Genomic DNA, 26723 nt, shown 5'->3' with positions numbered 1-26723 from the left:
ACAGGGGCGTCGATCCCCGGTCTGCCGGGCACCGTGCCGCACAGGCCCGCGGACGGGCTGCTCACCCCCGTGGGAGCAGCCCGTCCGCGGTCAGCGCAAGGAGCACCGTGAGGAGTGTCCTTGGCGCCGTGGAGGGGTTCACACGCGCCGGTCGTTCGAGGCGTCGTGCCCGTACACGGTGTTCGCCGGGGAGCCGTCGTGCCGGCCCCGGGAGACCACGAGGAGACTCGTGTCGTCGCCGTGGACCACGCGGGGGCCGCCCGGACCGTTGACCCCTAGGCGGCCGCACGGTCCTCCGGACGGACAGTCCGCGATCCGCTTCGTTCTCAGTGTTCCTCCATCAGCGGGTGGCCCGCCCGCGGGACCCGAGTCCGTGTGCGGCGAGGCGGTTGATCGCCAGGAACACGGTGCACGGGGGAGGTGGTCGACAACCTTGCGTAAACCTTGCCTCGCAGGTGGCCGGGTGGTTGGGTGACGCCTGGTGGGCACGGGCGATGCGCGCAGGGTGGGGCGGGGGAGACGGCGTGACGGGATTTCGGCTGCTGGGGCCTGTGGAGTTATGGGCGGCGGCCCGCCCTGTGGATCTGGGCCCCGCCAAACGGCGTACGGTCCTGGCGGCGCTGCTGGTCGACGCGGGCCGCTGGGTGGCGGCCGAGACGCTGATCGACCGCGTATGGGGCGAGGACCCGCCCGCACAGGTGCGCGCCACGCTCTACGCCCACATCGCCCGGATCCGCCGTGTCCTTCTGGACGCGGCCCCGCACCTCACCGGCGGCGCCGAAGGCCCGCCCAGCGCACCGTCGTTGCTGCGCGGCTCGGGAGGCTACCGGCTCGACGTGCCCAGGGACCTGGTCGACGTGCACCGTTTCCGGAGCCTGGTCGAGCGGGCCCGGCGGACCGACCGCTCCGATGCGGTACGGGTGGCGACCCTGCGGGAGGCGATGGGCCTGTGGCAGGGCGAGCCGCTGGCCGGACTCCCCGGCGACTGGGCGGCACGCACCCGGGAGAGCTGGCTGCACCAGCGCATCGACGCCGTGCTGGCCTGGGCGGACGCCGAACTCCGCGTCGGCGGGCACGTCGTGGTTGTCGACACGCTGTCGGTCCTGGTCGCCGAGCACCCGCTGACCGAGCCGCTCGCCGTGGCGTTGATGCGGGGTCTGCACGCCGCCGGGCGGGCCCCGGAGGCGCTCGGCTGCTACGCCGCCCTCCAGAAGCGGCTGGCCGACGAACTGGGAACCGCTCCGGGGGCCGAGGCGCGGCGGGAACACGCGGCGATCCTGAGCGGGCGGGCCGCCGCACCGGCCGCCCGTCGCACACCGCCCGGCACGGGCACCAGCACGGGTACGGGCACAGCTACAGGCACGGTCACGGGCAACGGCATCGGGACCGTCGGAGCCGTGCCCGCGCAACTGCCCATGGAGGCAGCGGGGTTCACCGGTCGCGAGGAGGAACTGGCGCGGCTGGAGAAGGTCCTGGTCGCGGCAGCGGAGCGGCCGACGGCGGTGGTGGTCTCGGCGGTGTCCGGGACGGCGGGCGTGGGCAAGACGGCCCTGGCGGTCCACTGGGCGCACCGCGCCCGGGACCGTTTCCCGGACGGCCAGTTGTACGTGAACCTGCGCGGCTACGACCCCGAGCGGCCCATGACAGCCCTCGACGCGCTGGGCCGCTTCCTGACCGCGCTCGGGGTGTCCGGACAGGACATCCCGCTGGAGGAGGACGACCGCGCGGCGCGCTACCGCACCGAGGTCGCGGGCCGGCGCATGCTGATCGTTCTCGACAACGCCGCCACCGTCGAGCAGGTCCGCCCGCTGCTCCCCGGCACCGGCTCCTGCGCGGTCCTGGTCACCAGCCGCGACAGCCTCGCCGGGCTGGTCGCCCGCGAGGGCGCCCACCGCCTCGACCTCGACCTGCTGCCCGCCGCCGTCGCCCGCAGCCTGCTGCGGCGGCTCGTCGGCCCCCGGGCCGAGGCCGAACCCGCCGCCGTCGACGCCCTCGCCGCGCAGTGCGCCCGACTGCCCCTGGCACTGCGGGTCGCAGCGGAGCTCGCCGCCGCCCGCCCCGCCACCCCGCTCGCCGACCTCGTCACCGAACTCGCCGACCAGCAGCGGCGGCTGGACCTGCTCGACGCGGACGGCGACCCCCGCGCCGCCGTCGCCGTCGTGTTCTCCTGGTCGTTGCGGCACCTCCCGGCGGACGTGGCGCGCACCTTCCGGCTGCTCGGCCTGCACCCCGGCCCCGACCTCGACGCCCACGCCGCCGCCGCGCTGACCGGCAGCGGCCTGGCGGACGCCCGCCGCGCCCTCGACGCCCTCGCCCGAGCCCATCTGGTCCAGCCCACGGAAGCCGCCCGGTACGGCATGCACGACCTGCTGCGCGCCTACGCCGTCCGCCTCGCCACGGCCGAGGACGCGCCGCAGGTCCGCGAGGCGGCGCTCGACCGGCTCTTCGACCACTACCTCGCCACCGCGGCCGCCGCCATGAACTGCCTCCACCCGGCCGAGGCCCACTTACGGCCCGCCGCCCCCGAACCCGGCACGCCCGTGCCCGACCTGTCCGATCCCGACGCCGCGCGCGCCTGGCTGAACACCGAGCGGACGTGTCTGACGGCGGTGTCCGCCCACAGCGCCGCCCGCGGCCGGCCCACCCACGCCATCCGGCTCTCGCTGACCCTGTACCGCTACCTCATCAGCGGCCATCACACCGACGGTCTCACGATGCACGGCCACGCCCGGGACGCCGCCCGCCTGATCGCCGACCCGCTGAGCGAGGCCCGGGCGCTGCTCGGCCTCGGCACCGCCTACTGGCAACTGGCCCGACACGAACCGGCACGTCAGCACCTGCAGGAGGCACTGGCGTCGTTCCGGCGGGCCGGTGACCCGACCGGCCAGGCCCGTGCCCTGGTCAACCTCGGCCTCCTCGAGGAACGGCTGGGCCGCTTCCTGCCGGCCGTCGCGTACCTGGAACAGGCGCTGTCGCTGTACCAGAGCGTCGACGACCGGTGGGGCGAAGCGATCGCCCTCAAGGACCTGGCCTCGGTCGAGGGGCAGTTGGGCCGCTACGGACAGGCCGCCGACCATCTCCAGCAGGCTCTGACCCTGCTCCGGCTGGCCGGCAACCCCTATCTGGAAGCCCATGCCCTCAACGACCTCGGCACGGTCGAGACGCGACTCGGCCGGTTGGGGTCGGCAGCGCGCCGCCAGGAGCAGGCCCTCGCCCTGTTCCGCGAAGTCGGCGACCGGTACGGCGAGGCCGGGGCGCTGCACAGCCTCGGCGTCGTCCACTCGCGGCGGGGCCGGCACGCGCAGGCAGCCGAATGCCAGCGGCAGGCGCTCACCCTCTACTGCCAGAACGGCGACCGGGACGGCGAGGCCAGGGCGCTCAACGGGCTCGGCGAGGCCGTCTGCGCCGCCGGCCGTCCCGCCGAGGCCCTCGTCCACCACGTCGACGCCCTCGCCATCGCCGAGGACATCGGCAGCCCGGGCCATCAGGCCCGCGCTCTCGGCGGACTCGGAGCGGCCCATCACGCGCTCGGCGACACCGCCCTCGCCCTCGGCCGCTACGAGCGCGCGCTCACCCTCTACGCCGAACTCGGCATGCCCGAGGCCGATGCCATCAGGACCAGGCTGGCCACGGTGACCGGGCCCCGTCCGTAGCCGCGGCCGAGCAGGTCGGGCCCGCGCACCGCACGGCCGCGCGGCCGCGGCACCGCGAATTCGCGGTGAAGCGGTCCCGTCCGCGGGCACGGCGGGGCGGGTCGAACCGTGAGACAGTCGAGAGAGGCGCCGGAGTCGGCGAGGCTCGGGCGCGGCGGTCCGAGGCGGTGGCCCCCGCCCGGGAACCGAAGGTGAGCGGTGCCGCAGCGGAGGGATCCGTCATGTCCGAGGCGAACGAGGCGACCCGGGCCGACCAGGCCTTGAAGGCGAAGCACCGAGCCATGTGGGCACTGGGTGACTATCCCCTCGTGGCCTCGGACGTCATCCCGGACCTGGGGCCGGAGCTCGTGCGCGAAAGCGGTGTCCAGCCGGGGGCCCGGGTGCTCGACGTCGCGGCCGGTTCGGGAAACGCGGCCATCCCCGCCGCCCTCGCCGGGGCCGAGGTGGTGGCTGTGGACCTGACCCCGGAACTGCTGGAGGCCGGCCGCCGGCTCGCCGCGGAGCGTGGTGCGAAGCTGGAGTGGCGCGAGGGCGACGCCGAGGAACTGCCTTTCGCGGACGCGGACTTCGACACCGTGGTGTCCTGCGTCGGCGTGATGTTCGCTCCGCACCACCAGCGGGCCGCCGACGAACTGGTCCGCGTCTGCCGGCCCGGCGGGAGGATCGGCCTCGCCAACTGGACTCCGGAAGGCTTCATCGGGCAGATGTTCGCCGCCATGCGCCCGTACGCGCCCCCGCCGCCGCCCGGAGCGCAGCCGCCGCCGCTGTGGGGCGACGAGGGGCACGTGCGTTCTCTGCTCGGCGACCGGGTGACGGGCGTCGACGCCCGTCGTCGGATGCTGCGCATCGACGCGTTCTCCGGCCCGGAGGACTTCCGGGAGTTCTTCAAGCGCTGCTACGGCCCGACCCTCGCCGTCTACGCCGCCATCGCCGACGACCCCGATCGGGTCGACGCTCTCGACGACGCGCTCGCGGACCTGGCCGCCCGGCACCTCGCGGACGGCGCCATGGAGTGGGAGTATCTGCTGGTCACGGCGGACAAGGCCACAGCCTAGGGACCTTTTGGTCCGGCCGCGCGGCGGACGCGGCGCGGCCGGACGATCACAGAAACGACCACACGCACCCTCTGCCGAGGGGCCGCGAGGGCGTCATCGGAGCGCCGGAGCGCCGGGTGGTCCGGCGGCCACAGGCTTCCTACGCTGGCCCGGCGGGTGTAGCGCGTGTCTTGTCGTTCCGGGGGAGCCGTGGTGCGAAATCTGATGGGACGCTGGCCGTTGGTGGGGCGCGAACGGGAGCTGGACGAGTTCGCCGCCGCTTCGCGGGATCGCAAGTGCCGCGGCTTCCTCGTGTGCGGGGCGGCGGGGGTCGGCAAGTCGCGGCTTGCGGAGGAGTGTCTGGAGCGGGCCGTCGCCGCCGGGTCCCGGGCCGGCCGGGCCACCGCGACCGCCGCGGCCGGTGCCGTCCCGCTCGGGGCGATCGCGCACCTGCTGCCCGCCGGGGTCGACCTCTCCGATCCGGTCGCGGGGTTCGCCGAGGTCGCCGCGCAGCTCGCCGCGGACCGGGGAGGCGGGCAACGGTTGCTCCTCGTCGACGATGTGCAGCTCCTGGACCCGGCCTCCGCGGTGCTGCTGCGTCAGCTGATGGACGCCGACGCCGTGCGGTTGATCGGCACGGTCCGCACGGGCGAACCCTACGGCGATGCCGTCGCGGCGCTCACGGGCGGGGACTCGGTACGCCGGGTCGACCTGGGCGTGCTGGACCCCGAGCGGATCGGAGAGCTGCTGGCGGCCGCGCTCGGCAGACCCGTCGCCCGGCACACGGTGCACGAGCTGTCGGCCGCGAGTGGCGGCAACGTGCTGTACCTGCGCGAACTGGTCCTCGGCGCGCTGGTCGCCGGGGACCTCACCGAGGACGGCGAGATCTGGCAACTGCGTGAGGGCCGGCTGCCGGGCACCGCGCGGCTGGCCGAGGTGATCGGCGCCCGGCTGGCGGGCGCCGACCCCGCCGGACGCCCCGTCCTGGAGCTGCTGGCGGTGTGCGAGCCGCTGTCCCTCGCCGACACCGAGGCCGTCGCCGCGCCGCACACAGTGGCGGACCTGGAGCAGGCCGGGCTGATTCGTGTCGCACAGGACCGCAGGCGCACCTCCGTGTCTCTCGCCCACCCCCTGTACGGCGAGGTACTGCGCGCGGGACTGCCCGTGTTGCGCCGCCGGGCCCTGCTGCTGGAACAGGCGGCCCGCACCGAGGCCCGCGGCGCCCGCCGCCGCGGCGACCCGCTGTGGATCGCCACCTGGCGGCTGGACGCCACCGGCACCGCGGACCCCGCCCTGCTCACCCGGGCCGCGGTACTGGCCCGCCACGCCCACGACTACGCTCGGGCCGTCGCACTCCTCGAGGCCGTGCCCGAGGACCGTCACACCACCGCCACCCGCTCGATGCTCGGCGACGCCTTCTTCGAGATGGGCTGCTGGAACGAGGCCGAAGCCGTGCTCGCCCGCGCGGACCGGCTCGCGGACGGCGAGCAGGAGACGCTGGCCGTCGCCCTGGTCCGTACGACGAACCTGCTGTGGAGCAACGCCCCCGTCGCCGAGGCGCTCGCGGCCAACGACGCGGCCCTGGCGAGGATCACGAGTCCGGCGGACCGGCGCAAACTGAAGATCAACGAGGGTTTCATACGGATCGTCGCCGGTCTGCCCGCGCAGGGGCTGCCCCTGCTGGAGGACCTGGAGACGGACGTGAGCGACGCCTCCGACGTCGACACCTGGCTGCGCGGCGCCTGGATGAAACCCGCCGGACTGGCTCTGGTGGGCCGGACCCACGAGGCCGTGGTCTGGGCGGAACGGGCCCATGCCGGGCATCGGCGGGTGGACGAGCGCGCCTTGGCCTCCCATCCCGCCTTCCAGCGCATCCCCCTCGTCCTCGCCCTCACCGAGGCGGGACGCCCGGCCGAGGCCCGCCGGGTGGGCGAATCCGCCTACGCCGAACTCGTCGCCGCCGACTCGGTGGTGCGGGTGTGGGTGGCCGTCCTGCTCGGCCGCACGGAATGGCTGGCGGGCCGGCCGGCGACCGCGCGCCGCTGGTGGGCGGAGGCCGCCGCGCTGGCCCGCACCTTCGACCATGCCATGGCACTGCGTCTGATCCTGGCCGGTCTCGCGGCCTGTGCCGCCGTCCAGGGCGATCCCGCCGCGGCCGAGGCCGCGCTCGCGGAGCACCGCGAGCTGCCGACGCCCGAGCCGGGCCTGCTGTCGGCCGGCGAGGAACGCCTGGGTGAGGCGTGGCTGCTGGCCGCCACGGGGCGGCTGGGAGAAGCCCGCTCGGTGCTCGTCGCCGCCGCCCGCACGGCCCGCGCCACCGGCCACGCCACCGGGGAGGCGCTCCTGTTGACCGACGTCGCCAGGCTCGGCGGAGCCCGGCAGGTCGCGGACCGGCTCACCGAGCTCGCGCGCGTCTGCGACGGTTCCCTCGTCCCGGCCCGCGCCCGGCTGGCGCAGGCGCTCGCCGAGGATCATCCGGAACGACTGCTGCGGGCCGCGGACGCCTGCGAGGCCGTCGGCGCGGACCTGCTCACCGCCGAAGCGGCCGCTGCCGCCGCTGCCGCCTGGCGCCGGGCCCGCGAACCCCGCCGGGCCGCGGCGGCCGCACGACGGGCGGCCGAGACGGCAGCACGCTGCGAGGGCGCGAGCACCCCGCTGCTGACCGCCGCGTCGGCCGCCGTGCCGCTGACCGCCCGCGAACGCGAGGTCGCTCTGCTCGCGGCGGTCGGCAACGCGAGCGTCGACATCGCCCGCACCCTCAACCTCTCGGTGCGCACCGTCGACAACCACCTCCATCGCGCCTACGCCAAGCTGGGCGTCACGACCCGGCGCGAGCTGGCCCGGACGCTGGGGGAGGCGCCGCTCTCCGCCCGTCCGCAGGGCTGAGTAACGGTTACTCAAGCCGGGTGCCGACGCGGGTGGCACTCTCGTCCGTGACCAAGAAGCAACGACTTCGGGAGACACGGGGATGGAAGACACAAGGATGGAAGAGACGGCGACGAGGGAGCCGGGACGGACGGACCGAGTCGGTCGCGGACGGAGACGTCTGAGGGGCGTCGCCCTGACGTCCGCGCTCGCGGTCACCGCGCTGCTGGGTCCGGTCGGCCTCGCCCAGGCCGCGCCCGCCGCGCCGACGATCGTGTCGCAGCGCGTCGTCACCATCACCCAGGCCGACACGAACCGGTTCCTGGACGCCCACGAGATCGAGAGCCTCGACTACCGGGTGGTGACCCGGCCGTTTCAGAACAACAGCACCCAGCACTGGGTGCTCACGGATCTGAGCAACGGTCTCTCGACGATCCAGCAGGAGAGCAACGGCCGCTATCTCGACGCCTATCAGGGCTCCGGCGACGACTACCGCGTCGTCACCCGCACCGCGGAGAACGACGCGACCCAGGCGTGGATCATCCTGCCGTCCGCGAACGGCACGTACACGATCCAGGAGGCCAGCAACAGCCGCTACCTCGATGCCTATGAGCTGACCTCCCAGGACTTCCAGGTCGTCACCCGGCCGTGGAAGAACGCGGACGAGGAGCGGTGGCGGATCGTCGACGTCTGAGACATCGGCGGAAGGATCCGGCGGCGGGGTGGTCGCGGAGAATCGCGGCCACCCTGCACGTTGAGCAAGCGCTTAGTAACATGGCCTCGACCAGACCGCCAGACGGAGGGGGAAGGCCATGCCGGCAGCGGACGTCGAGGCGTTCTACGAACGGGAGGCCCAGGACCGGTTCCTCCCCACCGAGTGCACCCGGGGGCCGTGGGACGCCGGCTCCCAGCACGCGGGTCCGCCGGCCGCCCTGCTCGGCCTTGCCGTCGAGCAGCGGCCGGGAGCACGGCCGGACATGAGGGTCGCCCGGCTCAGCTACGAGATCATGCGCCCGGTTCCGCTGACCCCCCTGACCGTCGCCACGCGGGTACTGCGCGCCGGGCGCAGCACGGAACTCGTGGAGGCGGCTCTGACGCCGGACGGCGGCGCGGAGGTCATGCGGGTGACGGCGCTGCTGATGAAGGCGGCGCCGCACTCGGTTCCGGAGGTGTCGCCCGGCCCGCAGGTTCCGGGGCCCGCGGCCGCACCTCACCAGGCGTTCTTCCCGGTCCCGTGGGACCGCGGCTACCACACCGCCATGGAAGTGCGCTTCGCGGCCGGCTCCTTCCTCGAAACCGGCCCGGCGACGGCGTGGATGCGGATGCGGGTCCCCCTGGTGGCGGATGAGGGGATCACGCCGCTCAGCAGGGTGCTGACAGCCGCCGACTCGGGCAACGGCGTCAGTGCCGAGCTGGACTTCCACCGGTACCTCTTCGTCAACGCCGACCTGACCGTCTGTCTGCATCGTCATCCCGAGGGCGAGTGGGTGTGTCTGGACGCGCGGACGATGGTGGACGGGTCCGGCATCGGCCTCGCCGAGTCCGCCCTGCACGACGAGAAGGGTCCGCTGGGGCGCAGCACGCAGAGCCTGTACGTGGCCGAGCGCGGCTGAGCCGGTGGGTTCCCCCGCAGCCGGGGAAACCCACCGCCGATCTCAGCGCACGTCGCGCCGCGCCACCGCCCCGTTCGGGGTGCCGGTGATCGTGAACTGCGAGCCCGGTTCGATGAGTACGTCACCCTGCGCCGAGCCGGTGATCGTCACGCCGGACAGGACGGCGCTGCCGCGGGCGCCGCTCATCGCGAGGATGCCGGAGCCGTTGTCGGATCCGTCGATGCGCACATTCGTGATCTTCACACCCGGCATCGCGCCGCCACCCGTCTTGAACTGGATGCCGTCGTACGTCGAGTCGTGGATCTCGGTGTCCCGGACGGTGACGCCCGGGATGTCCTGGCCCTGGGCGAACAGGGTGATCGCGCCGAACTCCTGGTCCTCGTTCCAGAACGCGCCGCCCGTGCGGTACAGGGCGTTGCCCGCGATCAGGGTCTCACCGGTGAAGGGCAGCGGGTCGTGATCGGTGGCCAGCATGATGCCCGGGTAGTTCATGGTGTCGGAGACCACGTTGTTCTCGATCGTGTTGCCGTGACCGCCGTACACCGCGATGCCGTTGGCCCGCCAGGGCAGCTGGATCGTGTTGTTGCGGAAGTGGTTGTCGTGGCCGACGTCCACCGAGGTGTCCTTCACGTACTTGCTGGCCCACACGGCGAGCGCGTCGTCGCCGGTGTTGCGGAAGGAGGAGTTGTAGACGGTGGAGTTGCGGGTGCCGTTGGCGAAGTTGATGCCGTCGGCGTAGGTGTCGCGGATACGTACCCCGGAGAACTCCAGCCCGTCGCCGGGGCCCCACAGCTCGGGGATGTTGGAGTAGTCGCGGCCTGCCCAGACACCGACGTTGGCGTGTTCGATCCACACGTTGGTGATCTTCGTGCCCTTGCCGAAGCGGCCGTTGAGACCGACACCGCCCTCGGCGTTGCCGTCGCCGCCGCGGATGGTGCCCGAGCCGAAGATGGCGAGGTCGGAGATCTGGGTGTTGGAGTCGATGTCGAAGCCGAAGTTGCCCTCGTGCGGGTGGTTGATGCCGCCCGCGTCCTGCGGTGGGGTCAGCGTGTACAGCTGGGAGTGCCACATGCCCGCGCCGCGGATGGTGACGTCGCGGATGCCCACCTGGTTGAACTGCCCCCGGTTCAGCGGGTCGTCGGTGAGGATCTTCTGCTCCTGACGCCACTGCCCGGCCGGTATCCACACACAGGAGATCTGGCCGTTCTGGTCGGCGGTGACCGCCCGCTGGAGGGCGTCGGTGTCGTCGAGGCCGTCGTTCGGCACGGCCCCGTACTCGGTGATCGAGGTGCAGGCGGCCGGCTTGGACGCGGCGGGAGCCACCTGTTCCAGGTCGACCAGGTCGATCACCTGGAAGGCGGCCGAGTCGCCCGCGTCGCGCTGGAGGCGGAACACGGTGCCCGCCGGGTAGCTCTTCGACAGCAGCGCGTGTGACTCGTCGAACAGGCGCCGCGCGTCCCCGCCGGGCCGGTTGGTGAGTCCCTCGGGGTCGTCTGTGGTGCCGTACAGCCAGCTGTGCTTCGACGACAGGGGCAGCTTCTGCACGAAGACGCCGTCCGCGTACAGGCTGACGGTGGCGTCCGCGCCGCCGCCGGACGCGGAGTCCGGGACGGAGTTGCGCACCACGAGGGAGTTGGCCGCGTTCGTCGAGGTGAACTCCACGTACTGGCCGGTCGAGGTGAGCCGGACCGACTTGCGGCCGGAGGACTCGGTGGCGAAATTGGTGTGCCCGAAGGTGCGTCGGGCGTCGGCGGTGAGGAGGGTGCCGGTGTACCGCCCGTCCTCCGCCTCGTACTCGGTGTAGGGCACGGCGGCACCGCGGCCGACCACCAGGGACTTGGTGAGGACGTTGTTGTTCTCGTTCGTCTCGGCGACGGCCCCGGTGGCGTCGGCGGTCGCGGTGAGGGTCGCCCCGCCCGCGGTGGCTGTCCAGGTCCCGCTGATCGCCACGTTCACCGTGGCGTCGGGGGCCACCTGGCCGGTGGTGCCGTCGAGGGTGGTCGAGCCGGCCTGGAGCCGGGTCACCGAGCCGGCCGGAGCGGCGCTGATCCCGCGGTTGTGCACGGCGACGGTGAAGGAGACGGCCTGGCCGACGGCCGGGTTGGCCGGGCTGGTGGTGATCGAGGCAACCTCCAGGTCGGGGCCGGGCGCCCGGGTGACGACCAGTCTGTTCGCCGCCGTGCGGCTGTTGTTGCCGTCGTCCAGCTCCGGGACGGTGTTGCGGGGGTCGACGACGGCCGACACGCCGTAACTGCCCGCGGCTCGGGTACCGGTGGCCACGTCCACGGTCGCCGAGGCGCCCGGGTCCAGCGCCGGGACGGCGGCGCTGCCCGCGACCGTGCCCTCCACGCTGACGTCTGCGGTGGTGGCCGCGGAGCGTGCGGTGCCCGCGTTGCGCACGGTGGTCCTGACGGTGACCGCGTCCCGCTCGCCGGGTGCGGCCGGCGTCCAGTCCAGCGTGGTGACCGTCAGGTCGGGAGCGGGGGCGGCGGTGCCCACGACCTGGAACTCGGCGACCTGCCCGCCGGGCGCACCGGAGTTGGCGGTGAAGCGCAGCCGTACGTCGGACCAGCGGCCGCTGACCGGCACGGTCACCGTGTTGCCGCTCGCCGGGCTGAAGGAGTACGACTTCGCGGGGGCCAGCGAGGTGAAGCCGCTCGCGGACTGCTGCCTCCCGAGGACCTGGATGGTCTGGGTGCGGGCGGCCCACACCGGCTCCGGGTTGAGCTTGAGCACCACGCCGGTCACGTCGGCGTCGGCGCCGAGTTTCACGGTGAGGTCCGAGGGGTGGCCGGCCGCCTCCCAGTAGGTGGAGACGGAGTCGTCGGTGGCGTTGGCGGCCACGTAGGTCTGTGCGGTGGAGGTGGCCTCGACCGGCTTGTTGCGGGCCAGGTTGGTGCCCGCCGGCGGCGGGTCGCCCGGGTCCGTGCCGCCCTCCTCGCCGTACACCTCCAGCTCGGAGAGCTGTGCGGCGTTCCAGCCGGTGTTGCCGGAGACGTTGACGCGGACGTACCGCACGTCCGCTGGGTCGGTGAGGGTGACGGACACCGTGTTGGCCTGGGCCGGGTCGAACACCCGGACCCCCGAGGCCGCGAGAGTGCTGAAGCCGGAGCCGTCGCCGCTGCCCTGCAACGACAGGGTCTCGTTACGGCTGCCCCACCCGGTCGGGAGCTTGAGCACCACCCGGTCCACCTCCCGGGCCGCGCCGAGGTCGACCTGCGCCCACTGGGGGAAGGACCCCGCCGGGCCCTCCCAGTAGGAGGCCTGGGCGCCGTCGGTGAGGTTGCGGGCGGGGTATTCGGCGTGCGCGCCGCCCGCCGTGGCGGGGCGGCCGAGGGCGAGGTTGACGTCGGCCGCGGCGGGAGCCGCCTGGGCGGGGGAGGCGAAGGCGAGGGGCAGCAGGCCGGTCGACAGGAGCCCGGCGACGACCGCGCCGGTCACGGGCCGACGGCCCGGTGGTCTCCAACTCATGTGGTCCTCTGTTCGATCGGTGAACACGGGGGAGGGCACGGCCGGTCGGGGCCCCGGAGGTGGGGGGAGGTGCGGGGAGGTGCGGGGAGGTACAGGAAGTGCGGGACGTGCGGGGAAGGGAGCGCGGGAGCGACCCGGAGGGGCCGATCCGAGGTGGGGACGCCGGCCGTGCACGTAAATTGAGTCGAACAGTCGACTCTTTGCGGAAAGTACGCCCACAGGTTTCTAGCGCGTCTCCGCTTTGTCAACGGTCCCGGCAGGAGCGGGAGTTACTGCGCAAGCAGCTTGCGTCGCTTGCGATCCGCTTGCGTCATTGCGAAAGCCCGCACGAAAGTCGCTGATCCCGGCCCCTGTGCAGGTCGGCCGCGGGATGAGCGGGCCGGATCCGCCGCCGTCCCGACGGTGGACGAACCCCTGGCGGTCTGCAACTCTCTGAGCGATTCACGCAAAAGCGGTGCCCTGTCCCGCACATTGAGGCGTGTCCGGCGCACTGTCGAGCCAATCCATCCAGCAACCGCGTCCCTCCGCGCCACGGCGGCCGGGACGGAGATCGGGGAGAGATGAGACCGAAGCGCAGGGGATGGCGAGCCATGGCCGCCCTCCTCACGACCAGCCTGCTGATGCTGGGCGCGTCGTCACTGACCACCGCCTCGGCGGCCGACGGCCCCAACCTCGCCGCCGGGCGGCCCACCGCGGCCAGCAGCTCGCACACCGAGTACGCCGCCCGCAACGTCACCGACGGCGACCAGGGCACCTACTGGCAGAGCGCGGGCGGCGACCTGCCGCAATGGGTGCAGGCCGACCTCGGCTCCACCGCCCGCGTCGACGAGGTCGTCCTGAGGCTGCCCGCGTCCTGGGAGAGCCGCAGCCAGACGCTGTCCGTGCAGGGCAGCGCCGACGGCACCGCCTTCACCACGCTCAAGGCGTCCGCCGCCCACACCTTCAGCCCCGGCTCGGCCAACACCGTCACGGTGGCCTTCCCGGCCGGGCAGGCCCGCTATGTACGCGTCGAGATCACCGCCAACACGGGCTGGCAGGCCGCCCAGTTGTCGGAGCTGGAGGTCCACGCGGCGGGCGAGTCCTCCACGAACCTGGCCCGCGGCCGCACCCTCACCGCGAGCAGTCACACCGAGACGTACGTGCCGTCCAACGCCGCGGACGGCAACAAGGCCAGCTACTGGGAGAGCCGCAACAACGAACTCCCGCAGTGGATCCGGGCCGACCTCGGCTCCTCCCTCGGCGTCAACCGGGTGGTGCTCAAACTGCCCGACGGCTGGGGCGCCCGCACCCAGACGCTGAAGATCCAGGGCAGCGCCAACGGGACCGACTTCACCGACCTGACGGCGTCGAGGGCGTACCAGTTCGCCCCGCCCGAGGGAAACATGGTGACGATCACCTTCGACACCGCCACCACCCGCTACGTCCAGGTCCTCGTCACCGCCAACACGGGCCGGCCCGCTGCCCAGTTGTCCGAGCTGGAGGTCTACGGCCCGGCTACCGGCGACACCCAGGCGCCCACGGCTCCCGCGAACCTGGCCTTCACCGAGCCCGCCGCCGGGCAGATCCGGCTGACCTGGAACGCCTCCACCGACAACACCGCCGTCACCGGCTACGACGTCTACGCCGACAACGAGCTGCTGACCTCGGTGCCCGGCGCCGCCACCACCTACACCGACACCCGCCCAGCGAGCGCCACGGTCTCCTACTTCGTGCGCGCCAAGGACGCCGCCGGGAACGTCTCCGGCAACAGCAACACCGTCACCCGGCGCGGCGCTACCGGCGACACCCAGGCGCCCACCGCCCCTGCGAACCTGGCGTTCACCGAGCCCGCCGCCGGGCAGATCCGGCTGACCTGGAACGCCTCCACCGACAACACCGCCGTCACCGGCTACGAGGTGTACGGCAACAACACCCTGCTGACCACGGTCGCGGGCAGTGTCACCACGTACACCGACAACCGGCCCGCCACGGCGACGGTGTCCTACGTCGTGCGGGCGAAGGACGCCGCCGGGAACATCTCCGGCGACAGCAACACCGTGACCCGCAACGGCACTTCCGGCCCCGGGTCCAACCTCGCGGTCGGCAAGCCCATCACGGCCTCCTCGACCGTGCACACCTTCGTGGCCGAGAACGCCAACGACAACTCCACCAGCACCTACTGGGAGGGCTCCGGCCACCCGGCCACGCTGACCGTGAAGCTCGGCGCCAACGCCGACGTCACCTCGCTCGTCCTGCGCCTCGACCCGGACAGCTCCTGGGGCCCGCGAACCCAGACCGTCCAGGTGCTCGGGCGTGAGCAGTCCGCGAGCGGCTACACCTCGCTGGTCGCCGCCAAGGAGTACGCCTTCGGCCCGGCGAGCGGCAACACGGTGACCATCCCGGTCACCGCGCGCGTCGCCGACGTCCAGCTGCGGTTCACCGCCAACTCCGGCGCCCCGGCCGGGCAGGTCGCCGAGTTCCAGGTGATCGGCACCGCCGCGCCCAACCCCGATCTGGAGGTCACCTCGCTGACCGCCTCGCCGGTCTCGCCCGTCGAGTCGGACACCATCACCCTGTCCGCCACCGTCCGCAACAGCGGCGAGACCGCCGCGCCGGCCAGCACCCTCGCCCTGCGGCTGAACGGCACCAAGGTCGCCGGCGCCTCCGTGGGCACCCTGGCCGCCGGGGCGCAGACCACCGTCAGCGCCCCGATCGGCGCCCGCGACACGGGGACCTACCAGCTCAGCGCCGTCGCGGACGACGGCGGCACCGTGATCGAACAGAACGAGACCAACAACACCTACACGGCGCCCACCGCGCTCACCGTGCGCCCGGTCAGCAGCTCCGACCTGATCCCGGTGGTCACCACGTCCCCGTCCGGCCCGGCCGCGGGCGACACGGTCACCTTCCGGGCCGCCGTGCGCAACCAGGGCACCGTCGCCTCGGCGGGCGGCGCGCACGCCCTCACCCTCGCCCTGGTCGACTCCAAGGGCGCGACCGTCCGCACCCTGACCGGCTCCCACGACGGGGCGATCGCCGTCGGCGCCACCACCGCACCGGTCACCCTCGGCACCTGGCCCGCCGCCAACGGCACCTACACCGTGCGCGCCACGGTCGCGGCCGACGGGAACGAACTCCCCGTGAAGCGGGAGAACAACACCGTCGAGCAGTCCCTGTTCGTCGGACGCGGCGCCAACATGCCGTACGACATGTACGAGGCCGAGGACGGCGCCACGGGCGGCGGCGCCACCACCGTCGGACCCAACCGGACCGTCGGCGACCTCGCGGGCGAGGCGTCGGGACGCAAGGCCGTCACCCTCGACGGCACCGGCCAGTACGTGGAGTTCACGACCCGGGCGGCCACCAACACCCTGGTGACCCGCTTCTCCATCCCCGACGCCGCGGGCGGTGGCGGCACCGACGCCACCTTGAACGTCTACGTCGACGGCACCCTCCGCAAGGCCCTGCCGCTCACCTCGCGATACGCCTGGCTGTACGGCGCCGAGGCCTCGCCCGGCAACGCGCCGTCCGCGGGAGCCCCGCGCCACATCTACGACGAGGCGCACCTGATGCTGGGCGAGACCGTCCCCGCGGGTGCGAAGATCCGGCTCCAGAAGGACGTCGCCAACACCTCGCGCTACGCGATCGACTTCGTCAGCCTGGAGCAGGTCGCGCCCGTCGCGAACCCCGACCCGGCGGCCTACGCCGTCCCGGCCGGCTTCACCCACCAGGACGTGCAGAACGCCCTCGACCGGGTCCGTATGGACACCACCGGCAGGCTCACCGGCGTCTATCTGCCGCCGGGCGAGTACCAGACCTCGTCCAAGTTCCAGGTGTACGGCAAGGCCGTGCAGGTGGTCGGCGCCGGGCCCTGGTACACCCAGTTCCACGCGCCGGCCGGCCAGGAGAACACCGACGTCGGCTTCCGGGCCGAGGCGAGCGCCAAGGGCTCCGCCTTCCGCGGCTTCGCCTACTTCGGCAACTACACCTCGCGCATCGACGGGCCGGGCAAGGTGTTCGACTTCGCCAACGTGTCGGACATCGTCATCGACAACACCTGGACCGAGCACATGGTGTGCCTGTACTGGGGCGCCAACACCGACCGGATGACGGTCAGCAACGCGCGCATCCGCGACACCTTCGCCGACGGCGTCAACATGACCAACGGCTCGACGGACAACCACGTCGTCAACAACGAGTCCCGCTCCTCCGGCGACGACAGCTTCGCGCTGTTCTCGGCGATCGACGCGGGCGGCGCCGACATGAAGGACAACCTCTACGAGAACCTGACCTCGCTGCTGACCTGGCGGGCCGCGGGCATCGCCGTGTACGGCGGCTACAACAACACCTTCCGCAACATCCACATCGCCGACACCCTGGTCTACTCCGGCATCACCATCAGCTCGCTCGACTTCGGCTATCCGATGAACGGGTTCGGCACCGACCCGACGACGGTGGAGAACGTCTCCGTGGTCCGCTCCGGCGGGCATTTCTGGGGTGCTCAGACCTTCCCCTGCATCTGGCTGTTCTCCGCGTCCAAGGTGTTCCAGGGGATCCGCGTCAACGACGTCGACATCGTCGACCCGACCTACTCCGGCATCATGTTCCAGACCCAGTACATCGGCGGTCGGCCGGTGAACCCGATCAAGGACACCGTCCTCACCGACATCTCGGTCACCGGCGCCCGCAAGAGCGGTGACGCCTTCGACGCCAAGTCCGGCTTCGGACTGTGGGCGAACGAGCTGCCCGAGGCCGACCAGGGTCCGGCGGTCGGCGAGGTCACCTTCAACGGGCTGCGGCTGAACGGCAACGCCGTGGACATCCGGAACACCACCTCCACCTTCAAGATCAACATCAATCCCTGACCGCTGGTCCGCAAGAGAGTCGTGGATCCTGACGGAAACTGAACAGTGCGGCCTCGGTTGGCGCAAGCCGCTTGCGCGGCTTGCGCTAGCCTTGCGCCCATGACGCGACGACTTGCTCAGGTTGCCAAGAAGGTAGGGGTCAGCGAAGCCACGGTCAGCCGGGTGCTCAACGGCAAGCCGGGGGTCTCCGAGACCACCCGTCAGTCGGTGCTGACGGCCCTGGACGTGCTCGGCTACGAGCGCCCCACCCAGCTGCGCGGCGAACGCGCCCGCCTGGTGGGGCTCGTCCTCCCGGAGCTGCAGAACCCGATCTTCCCGCTGTTCGCCGAGGTCATCGGCGGCGCGCTGGCCCAGCAGGGACTGACGCCCGTGCTGTGCACCCAGACCAAGGGCGGCGTCTCCGAGGCGGACTACGTCGATCTCCTCCTTCAGCAGCACGTCTCCGGCGTGGTCTTCGCCGGAGGGCTGTTCGCGCAGGCCGACGCCCCGCACGAGCACTACCGGCAGCTCGCCGAACGGCGCATCCCGGTGGTCCTGATCAACGCGCCCATAGAGGAGCTGGACTTCCCCTGCGTCTCCTGCGACGACGCCGTCGCTGTGGAACAGGCCTGGCGTCACCTCTCCCTGCTGGGCCACGAGCGCATCGGGGTCGTCCTCGGGCCCCGCGACCACATCCCCTCCCGCCGCAAGCTCGCCGCCGCCCAGGCCGCGGCCGAGGCGTCCGGCTCCCCGCTCCCCGAAGACCGGGTGGAGCGCTCGATGTTCTCCCTGGAGGGCGGTCAGGCGGCCACCTCACGCCTGCTGGATCGCGGGGTCACCGGCATCATCTGCGCCAGCGACCCGCTGGCCCTAGGCGCCATCAGGGCCGCCCGGCGGCGCGGCCTCGCCGTCCCCGAGCAGGTCTCCGTCGTCGGCTTCGACGACTCCGCCTTCATGAACTGCACGGAGCCCCCGCTGTCCACCGTGCGCCAGCCCATCGAGGCCATGGGGCGCGCCGCCGTGGACCTGCTGTGCACCCAGATCCAGGGCGGCGAAGTGCCGCCCGGTGAGCTGCTGTTCGAGCCCGAGCTGGTCGTGCGCGGCTCCACGGCCCAGGCGCCGCGCGACTGACGGCTCCGCCCCGTTCGGCGCGCCCCTCGCGTACACCGCGCCCTCGCGTACACCGCGCCCTCGCGTACACCGCCCCTCGCGTCATCGGCCGGCCCACGGATCCTCGTGGGCCGGCCGTGTCGTGTCATCGCCGATCCGGCGGCGCCCGTCGGGGAAGCGGTACGCAATGTTCCGTACTCGACACCGACTTGCAGGGAATCACCGGGCGCCGGCCGTTCCAAGTGCGTTGCTCTGTCAAGCAATTACGAAATCAGCGCGGGATATTGCGCAGTCTTGTTGGCGGTGATTGAGTGTGCGGCGCCCCACCTCGTACTGATGAGGGGGCGCCTTCCACGTTCATGCCCGAAGGGGACCACCCATGAGAAGAGCTCGGTTCCGCCGCACCCGCCGCGCCGGCGCGGTCACCCTCGTCTCCGCTCTCACCCTGACCGCGCTCGCCGCCTGCGGCACGAGCAGCAGCGACGACGGCGACAGCGGCGACGGGAACAGCGCGAACGCCAACCCCGCCGCGCCGCTGGACCCCAAGACCAAGGTGACCATCACCATCGACTGCATGCCGCCGGCGGCCAAGAAGGCCGAGCTCAAGGAGTGGAACGAGGACGTCAAGGAGTTCAACAAGACGTACCCCAACGTCACCGTGCAGGGCCGCTCCACCCCGGGCCAGTGCCTGGAGCCGCCGCGCTTCACCGCGATGCTCAAGGCGAAGTCCCAACCCGACGTCTTCTACACCTACTTCACCGACCTCGACCAGGTCCTCGACAACGACGGCGCCCAGGACATCAGCGCCTACGTCAACGACAGGACCGTGCCGCTGCTGAAGGACATCGACCCGGACGTCCTCGGCTCGCTCAAGAAGGACGGCAAGCTCTACGGCCTGCCCACCAGCAACTACCGGATGGGCCTGCTCATCAACCGCTCACTCTTCGAGCAGGCCGGCCTCGACCCCGACACCCCGCCCGCCACCTGGGAGGACGTCCGGGCGGCGGCCAAGAAGATCGCCGGACTCGGCGGCGGCGTGGCCGGCTTCGGCGAGTACAGCGCCGGCAACACCGGCGGCTGGCACTTCACCGCGCAGATGTACAGCCTCGGCGGTGAGGTCGTCGACGCCTCCGGCACGAAGGCCGCGTTCAACGACGCGACCGGCAAGCAGGTCGCCCGGAACCTCCACGCGATGCGCTGGGACGACGACGCCATGGGCAAGACCCAGCTGCTGAAGTGGGGCGACCTGCAGAAGCAGATCGCCACCGACAAGCTCGGCATGTTCCTCGCCGCGCCCGACGACGTGACCTACATGGTCCAGCAACTCGGGGCCAAGTACGAGAACTTCGGCATGGGCCCGATCCCCGGCGGCAGGAACACCCTCGCCGGCGGCAACAACTACATGATCAAGAAGGGCATTTCGCCCGACAAGGTCAAGGCCGCGATCGCCTGGCTCAACTTCAAGTTCACCACCGTCGGCAAGGGACAGTACGACTGGGAGCGCACCAAGGCCGACAGCCTCCCCGTCGGACTCCCGCAGCCCAACCTGTGGCTGAACGACAGCAAGGCCAAGGACGACGCCGCCCGTCAGCAGTTCGCCACCATGCCGGTGCAGAACTTCAAGGCCTTCATGGACAACCCGGTCCCGGGCAAGGCCGAGCCGCCGAAGGCGCAGGAGATCTACAAGGTCCTCGACAACGTCATGTCCGGCATCCTCACCAACAAGGACGCCGACATCGACAAGCTCCTGTCGACCGCGGAGACCCAGGTGAACCAGGTCCTCGCCAACCGGTGACCCCCGCGGGGCCGGGCGGTCACCCACCGCCCGGCTCGCGAGCGCGCCCGCGTGCCTCTCCTGCGGACCCGGCCGGGTCCGCCGGTCCGGGCCGTCGATCGAGCCGGCCCCGGCCGGAAGAAGGACCCCGGCCCGCTCCCATCCGGCGGGCCCGGCGGGGGCGGTCACCGCGGTCGTCCCGCCGCCCGTCCGCCCACGTCACGCATCCGGACCTCCCCGTCCGGCGACACCGCAGTCCGACCTAGGAGCACCCATGTCGGCCCCCACCCTCACCCAGGACCCGGCGGCCAAGGAACGCCGTCCCCGCCGCCCGCGTGGCGGCACCGTCCGGCCCCCGGCCGGAGGCCTCGGCAAGGCCCTGCGCCGCAATGTCACCGCCCATGGATTCCTCATCGGCGCGGTGCTCTGCTTCGCCTTCTTCTCCTGGTACCCGATCGTCCGCGAGTTCCTGCTGGCCTTCCAGAAGACCGAGGACGGCCGGGTCAGCTGGACCGGCTGGGACAACTTCGTCACCATCTGGAACGACCCCGCCTTCGGCCAGGCCTGGCGCAACACCCTCTGGTTCACGGTCCTGGCACTCGTCCTGGGCTTCGCCGTCCCCTTCGTCACCGCCCTCGTCATCAACGAGTTCCGGCACGGCCAGGGCTATCTGCGGCTTCTGGTCTACCTGCCCGTCATGCTGCCGCCCACTGCCTCGGTACTGCTCTTCAAGTACCTGTACGACCCCGGGTACGGCATGTTCAACGAGGTGCTGGACGTCTTCGGCGTGCCCGCCCAGCAGTGGCTCCAGGATCCCGACACCGCGATGCTCTCCGTCGTCGTCGCCTCCACCTGGATGAACATGGGCGGCGCGACGCTCATCTACCTGGCCGCGCTCCAGAGCGTCCCCGGCGAACTGTACGAGGCCGCCGAACTCGACGGGGCCGGCCTGCTGCGCAAGGTGTGGCACGTGACGATCCCGCAGACCCGGCTGATCCTGGCGCTGATGCTGCTCATGCAGATCATCGCCACGATGCAGGTCTTCATCGAGCCCTTCCTGCTGACCGGCGGCGCCGGACCCGAGGGGTCCACCACGACCGTCGTCTACCTGATCTACCAGTACGCCTTCAACTTCAACAACTACGGTGCCGCGGCGGCGCTGGGCCTGATCCTGCTCGTCACGCTGGCCGTCTTCTCGGCCGGGTACGCCAGGCTCAACCGCGCCACGGAAGAGTAGGACCGGGGGAGACACGGACATGTCCACACGCACGCTCATCTCGCCCGCCGCCCTCGCCCGCCCGCGCGGCAGGCTGCTGTACTGGCTGTGCTTCGCGCTCGTCGTCGTCCTGTTCACGCTGGCCTTCCTCGGCCCGCTCTACTGGATGGTGTCCGGCGGGCTCAAGACCACCCAGGAAGCCGTCCAGACACCCCCGACCTGGGTGCCCGGCTCCGTCCACCCGGAGAACTACCAGCGGGCCTGGGAGGTCATGGACCTCGCCCGCCTGCTCCTGAACACCCTGTACTACGCGTTCGGCGCGCTCGCCTTCCAGCTGGTGCTGGACGTCGCCGCCGCCTACTCCCTGTCCAAGCTGCGGCCCGTTCTCGGCAGGGCGATCCTCGGGATGATGCTCGTCACCCTGATGATCCCGGCGACCGTCCTCGTCGTACCGCAGTACCTCACGGTGCTGGACATGCCGATCGTCGAGCGCAACCTGCTCAACTCGCCCTGGGCGATCTGGCTGCCCTCGGTGACCAACGCCTTCAACATCTTCCTGCTGAAGCGGTTCTTCGACTCCATCCCCAAGGAGCTCCTGGACGCGGCCTCCATGGACGGCGCGGGTCCGCTGCGCGTCCTGTGGTCGGTCGTCCTGCCGATCTCCCGGCCCATCCTCGGCGTGGTGTCGATCTTCGCGGTCGTCGGTGTCTGGAAGGACTTCCTCTGGCCGATGCTGGTGCTGCCCGACCCCACCGGCCAGACCCTCGCCGTCGGCATCTACTCGCTCGCCACCAGCGTGCCCGAGAACGTGCTGATCGCCGCCCTCACCATCGCGTCCCTGCCGACCCTGCTGCTGTTCCTGCTCTTCCAGCGCAACATCATGAGCGGACTGACCGCGGGCGGCCTCAAGGGCTGAACCCGGCCTCACCGCCCGGCACCGGCGTTCCCCGGTTCCTCCCGCCGGGGGTGGGTGCCTCGCCCGCCCGGCCCGTCGGTACCCCTTCCGATCCTCCGCCGCCGCCCCGTATCCGACGCCTCGCTGTCCGGGGCGGCGGCGGAGAACCACCCCTGCCCCGAAAGGACCGTCACGTGGCAGCCCCGCACCCCGACAGGACCCCCGCCCCCTCGGACGACTGGTGGCGTGGCGCTGCCATCTACCAGGTGTATCCCCGAAGTTTCGCCGACGGCGACGGCGACGGCACCGGGGACCTGGCGGGCGTCCGGGCGAGACTGCCCTACCTGGCCGAACTCGGCGTCGACGCCATCTGGTTCACCCCCTGGTATCTCTCCCCGCTCGCCGACGGCGGCTACGACGTCGCCGACTACCGCACCATCGACCCCGCCTTCGGCACCCTCGACGAGGCCGAGAAGCTGATCGGAGAGGCCCGCGTCCTCGGCATCCGCACCATCGTCGACATCGTCCCCAACCACGTCTCCGACCGGCACAGGTGGTTCCGGGCCGCGCTCGCCGCCGGACCCGGCAGCCCCGAGCGCAAGCTCTTCCACTTCCGCCCCGGACGCGGCGAGCACGGCGAACTGCCGCCCAACGACTGGCCGTCGCAGTTCGCCGGCCGGACCTGGACCCGGGTCGAGGACGGCGAGTGGTACCTGCACCTGTTCACCCCCCAGCAGCCCGACCTCAACTGGGCCCACCCGGCGGTCCGCGAGGAGCACGAGGACGTCCTGCGCTTCTGGTTCGAACGGGGCGTGGCCGGCGTCCGCATCGACTCGGCCGCGCTGCCCGCCAAGGACCCCGACCTGCCGGACTTCGTCGAGGGCCGCGACCCCCACCCGTACATCGACCGCGACGAACTCCACGAGATCTACCGCTCCTGGCGGAGCGTCGCCGACGCCTACGACGGTGTCTTCGTGGGCGAGGTCTGGCTGCCGGACGCCGAACGCTTCGCGCGTTACCTGCGTCCCGACGAGCTGCACACCGCCTTCAACTTCAACTTCCTGGCCTGCCCCTGGGACGCGGACCGGCTGCGCGCGGCCATCGACGACACGCTGGCCGAGCACGCACCGGTCGGCGCGCCCGCCACCTGGGTGCTGTGCAACCACGACGTGACGCGCACGGTCACCCGCTACGGCCGTGCGGACACCGGATTCGACTTCGCGACCAAGGAGTACGGCACGCCGACCGACCTGGCGCTCGGCACCCGCCGGGCCCGCGCCGCCGCCCTCCTCACCCTCGCGCTGCCCGGCTCCGTCTACCTCTACCAGGGTGAGGAACTCGGCCTGCCCGAGGCGGACATCCCACGGGAACGCATCCAGGATCCGATGCACTTCCGCTCCGGCGGCGCCGACCCCGGCCGTGACGGCTGCCGGGTGCCGCTGCCGTGGACCGCCGACGCCCCCTACGCGGGCTTCGGTTCGCGCGCCGAGCCCTGGCTGCCGCAACCCGCGGGCTGGTCCGCGTACGCGGCCGACCTCCAGGCCGCCGACCCCGGCTCGATGCTGGTCCTGTACCGCACCGCGCTGCGGCTGCGCCGTACCGAGGCGGGCCTCGGCGACGGCCCGCTGGAGTGGCTGCCCGCCCCCGCCGGGGTGCTCGCGTTCCGCCGGGCGCCCGGCCTGGTCTGCGTGGTCAACCTGGCCGCCGCCCCGGTCACCCTGCCCGAGCACGATCACGTCCTGTTGGCCAGCGGCCCCCTGGACGCTGCGGGTCGGCTGCCGGGCGACACCGCGATCTGGCTGCGCGCGTGAGCGACCCGGCCACCGGAGCCGTGCCGGGGTCGGCGTCGGATCTTTCCCGACGCCGGTCCGGCGCCACGGGAGAGCGGGCGGGGCGGGGACGCGGGGGAGAGGAGTCGCGGGGGAGAGGAGCCGCTGCCGCGATGATGACGGCCGAGGGCGTGCTGTCCGTGCTCGCGCTGCTGCGGCGCGCGGGCGCCGACGTCTGGATCGGGGGCGGCTGGGGCATCGACGCCCTGGTGGGTGAGCAGACCCGCGACCACCGGGACCTGGACCTGATGCACCGCCTGGACCAGGAGCCCGACGTGGTGGCCGCCCTGGGGGCGGCGGGATTCACCGAGACCCTGGACCGGCGGCCCGTGCGGTTCGTCGTCACGGATGCCGCCGGACGGGAGATCGACCTCCACCCGCTGGTGTTCGCCGCCGACGGCTCCGCCACCCAGGCGTCGTTCGATCCCGAACGCCCCTTCCCCTACCCGGCCTCCTGCTTCGTGACCGGCACCATCGGCACGAGCACGGTCCCGTGCCTCTCCGCCGACCAACAGGTCTTCTTCCACCAGGGCTACGAGCCGACCGGACGCGACCTGCACGACATGGAGCTCCTGCGCGGGGCGTTCGGCATCGCCACCCATTTCGACCCGTGACGCTCCGATTCCCCTGGCCCGTCCGGGCCCGCCGTCGACCGGTTCGCCCACCCCTCGCCGTCGACCGGCTCGCTGTCCGCGGTCGGACGGTCGACGGTCGGGCGCTCCCGCCGCCGTCGGTGGCCGCCGTCCCTCTCCCCGGGTACGACCGCCTGGACCGCGGATCAGGTCTGGCGGGAGTGCAGAGGATCGTGGGCGACCTCGTCCGGACACTTCTCGCGCGTCTGCCGCGTCCGCCGGTCGCGCCTCCAGTCGACGGTCGCGAGGGCCAGCGAGGCTCCCATCCCCGTCAGGGCCGCGACCAGTGCGACGCTGAGGGCGCCGCGGTAGTCGTCGCCCTCGCCCAGCGCCAGGTAGTACAGACCGGGCAGGGCCGCGGTGCCCACAGCGGCGCCGAGGCGTTGACCGGTCTGGAGGGCGCCGCCCGCCGCGCCCGCCATCCGCACCGGAACCTCCCGCAGGGTCATGGTGATGTTCGGCGAGACCACGAAGCCGCCGCCGATGCCGCCGAGGAAGAGCAGCGGCGCGGCTGCCCAGGGGGCGATGCCGAGGGGCGCGAAGCGGAGCAGCAGCGCGACACCGCCCAGGCCGGTGATGACGCCCGTCAGGCCGCACACCGTGAGCAGCCGGCCGAAGCGGTCCACCAGTCTGCCCGCGACGACGGCCGCGCTCGCCGATCCGATGGCGAAGGGTGTCACGGCGAGGCCGGACCGCAGCGGCGAGAAGCCGAGCCCGCGCTGGTAGAAGAGGGCGAAGACCAGCCAGACCCCGCTGAAGCCGATGAAGTACAGGGTGCCGACCCCGGCGCCGACGGCGTAGCCGCGCACGGTGGTGAACAGGCGAGGGTCGAGCAGCGGCTGGGCGTCCCGGGCGAGGAGACGGCGCTGCCACCGCACGAAGACGCCGAGCAGCGCGGCTCCGAGGAGGAACAGCCACCACAGGCGGCCGAGCCCGCCGGAATCAGCCTGGACCAGCGGATACATGAGCGCGAGGACGCCGAGACCGAGGAGCAGGACGCCGGGCACGTCCACGTGTCCCCGGCCGGACGGCCGGGTGCGGGGCAGCAGGCGGCGGCCGAGCAGGACGGCGAGAACGCCGATGGGGACGTTGACGTAGAAGATCCAGCGCCAGCCCTCGGAGCCGGCGGCCAGCGCGAGGATGGCGCCCCCGGCGAGCGGGCCCACGGCGGAGGAGATGCCGACCGTGGCGCCGAAGAACCCGAAGGCCCGTCCGCGCTCGGCGCCGCGGAACATCTGCTGGATGAGCGCGGAGTTCTGCGGGGCCATGAAGCCGGCCGCCAGCCCCTGGGCGAGGCGGGCCACCACCAGCCAGGTGATGTCGGGGGCGGCGCCACAGGCCGCGCTGAAGACCACGAAGCCGCCGAGGGCCAGCAGGAAGATGCGGCGTCGGTCGAGGGCGTCACCGAGGCGGCCCGCGGTGACCAGGGCGAGGGCGAAGGTGAGAGCGTAGCCGGAGACCACCCATTGCACCTGGGCGGCGGAAGCGTGCAGTTCGCGCTGCACGGTGGGCAGGGCGACCGCCACGATCGTCACGTCCAGCAGGCTCATGAAACCGGCCACCAGGGTGACCCAGAGAGCCCGCCACCGGTTCGGATCCTGTTCGGGACCGCTCTCCCGGGCGAACGGACTTCCGTTCGTCGCCGACGCCGTCACAGGGCCTCCTCTCGCCGGGCCGCGTCCGGGAACACCTGGTCACGCGGTGGAGGCGCCCCGTTGTGGTCCCCAGTACCCCTGCGCCGTCGGCAGGCACCCTGTTCGCCCCGCTGTGTCCTGGGTGAATTCTGAGCCGCATCGGTCCTTCGGCGC

The 26723-nt window shown here is 72.4% G+C and carries 14 protein-coding genes; 12 read left to right on the top strand and 2 right to left on the bottom strand.

What is annotated here, in order from left to right:
• Positions 1-524 precede the first annotated feature (524 nt).
• From ASD48_RS38535 to ASD48_RS38515, 5 genes are all read left to right on the top strand, one after another.
• Positions 525-3653, top strand: a complete 3129-nt coding sequence (locus ASD48_RS38535) for a tetratricopeptide repeat protein (protein WP_242432859.1) — start codon at positions 525-527, stop codon at positions 3651-3653.
• 221 nt (positions 3654-3874) lie between these two features.
• Complete coding sequence (locus tag ASD48_RS38530; RefSeq protein WP_057606776.1) at positions 3875-4708, top strand: class I SAM-dependent methyltransferase; 834 nt, start codon at positions 3875-3877, stop codon at positions 4706-4708.
• Between the two features lie 192 nt (positions 4709-4900).
• A complete protein-coding gene (locus tag ASD48_RS38525; RefSeq protein WP_242432858.1) occupies positions 4901-7573 on the top strand; it encodes a LuxR family transcriptional regulator in 2673 nt (890 codons plus the stop codon).
• Between the two features lie 82 nt (positions 7574-7655).
• Positions 7656-8246, top strand: coding sequence for an RICIN domain-containing protein (locus ASD48_RS38520; RefSeq protein ID WP_079074240.1), 591 nt, complete (start codon positions 7656-7658; stop codon positions 8244-8246).
• A gap of 118 nt (positions 8247-8364) precedes the next feature.
• Entirely contained in the window at positions 8365-9165 is an 801-nt protein-coding gene (locus ASD48_RS38515; protein ID WP_057606562.1) for a thioesterase family protein, read from the top strand.
• A 42-nt stretch (positions 9166-9207) separates the two neighbouring features.
• Here ASD48_RS38515 and ASD48_RS38510 read toward each other — a convergent pair whose 3' ends face one another.
• Positions 9208-12636: a CARDB domain-containing protein gene (locus tag ASD48_RS38510; RefSeq protein ID WP_057606561.1), complete on the bottom strand. Its 3429-nt coding sequence runs from the start codon at positions 12634-12636 to the stop codon at positions 9208-9210.
• Between the two features lie 560 nt (positions 12637-13196).
• Between ASD48_RS38510 and ASD48_RS38505 the strand changes: the two genes are divergently transcribed.
• The 7 genes from ASD48_RS38505 to ASD48_RS38475 all read left to right on the top strand — a co-directional run bounded on the left by ASD48_RS38505 (position 13197) and on the right by ASD48_RS38475 (position 24897).
• Positions 13197-17480 carry a discoidin domain-containing protein gene (locus ASD48_RS38505; protein ID WP_057606560.1) on the top strand — a complete coding sequence of 1428 codons (4284 nt, stop codon included), beginning with the start codon at positions 13197-13199 and terminating at the stop codon, positions 17478-17480.
• Between the two features lie 99 nt (positions 17481-17579).
• Complete coding sequence (locus ASD48_RS38500) at positions 17580-18590, top strand: LacI family DNA-binding transcriptional regulator (protein WP_057606559.1); 1011 nt, start codon at positions 17580-17582, stop codon at positions 18588-18590.
• 358 nt (positions 18591-18948) lie between these two features.
• Positions 18949-20364, top strand: coding sequence for an extracellular solute-binding protein (locus tag ASD48_RS38495; protein WP_057606558.1), 1416 nt, complete (start codon positions 18949-18951; stop codon positions 20362-20364).
• A 253-nt stretch (positions 20365-20617) separates the two neighbouring features.
• Positions 20618-21580, top strand: coding sequence for a sugar ABC transporter permease (locus tag ASD48_RS38490; protein WP_057606557.1), 963 nt, complete (start codon positions 20618-20620; stop codon positions 21578-21580).
• Positions 21581-21599: 19 nt separating this feature from the next.
• A complete protein-coding gene (locus ASD48_RS38485; RefSeq protein ID WP_057606556.1) occupies positions 21600-22475 on the top strand; it encodes a carbohydrate ABC transporter permease in 876 nt (291 codons plus the stop codon).
• A 173-nt stretch (positions 22476-22648) separates the two neighbouring features.
• Positions 22649-24265, top strand: coding sequence for a glycoside hydrolase family 13 protein (locus ASD48_RS38480; protein ID WP_057606555.1), 1617 nt, complete (start codon positions 22649-22651; stop codon positions 24263-24265).
• A gap of 131 nt (positions 24266-24396) precedes the next feature.
• Complete coding sequence (locus ASD48_RS38475) at positions 24397-24897, top strand: amino acid transporter (RefSeq protein WP_057606554.1); 501 nt, start codon at positions 24397-24399, stop codon at positions 24895-24897.
• A 164-nt stretch (positions 24898-25061) separates the two neighbouring features.
• Here the strand turns inward: ASD48_RS38475 and ASD48_RS38470 are convergent, their stop codons facing one another.
• Positions 25062-26570, bottom strand: a complete 1509-nt coding sequence (locus tag ASD48_RS38470) for an MFS transporter (RefSeq protein WP_057606553.1) — start codon at positions 26568-26570, stop codon at positions 25062-25064.
• Between the last annotated feature and the right edge of the window lie 153 nt (positions 26571-26723).

Source organism: Streptomyces sp. Root1310, assembly GCF_001426425.1.
Taxonomy (GTDB): Bacteria; Actinomycetota; Actinomycetes; order Streptomycetales; family Streptomycetaceae; genus Streptomyces.
The sequence above is the reverse complement of the archived record's forward strand: the minus strand, read 5'-3'. Positions and strand labels throughout refer to the sequence as shown.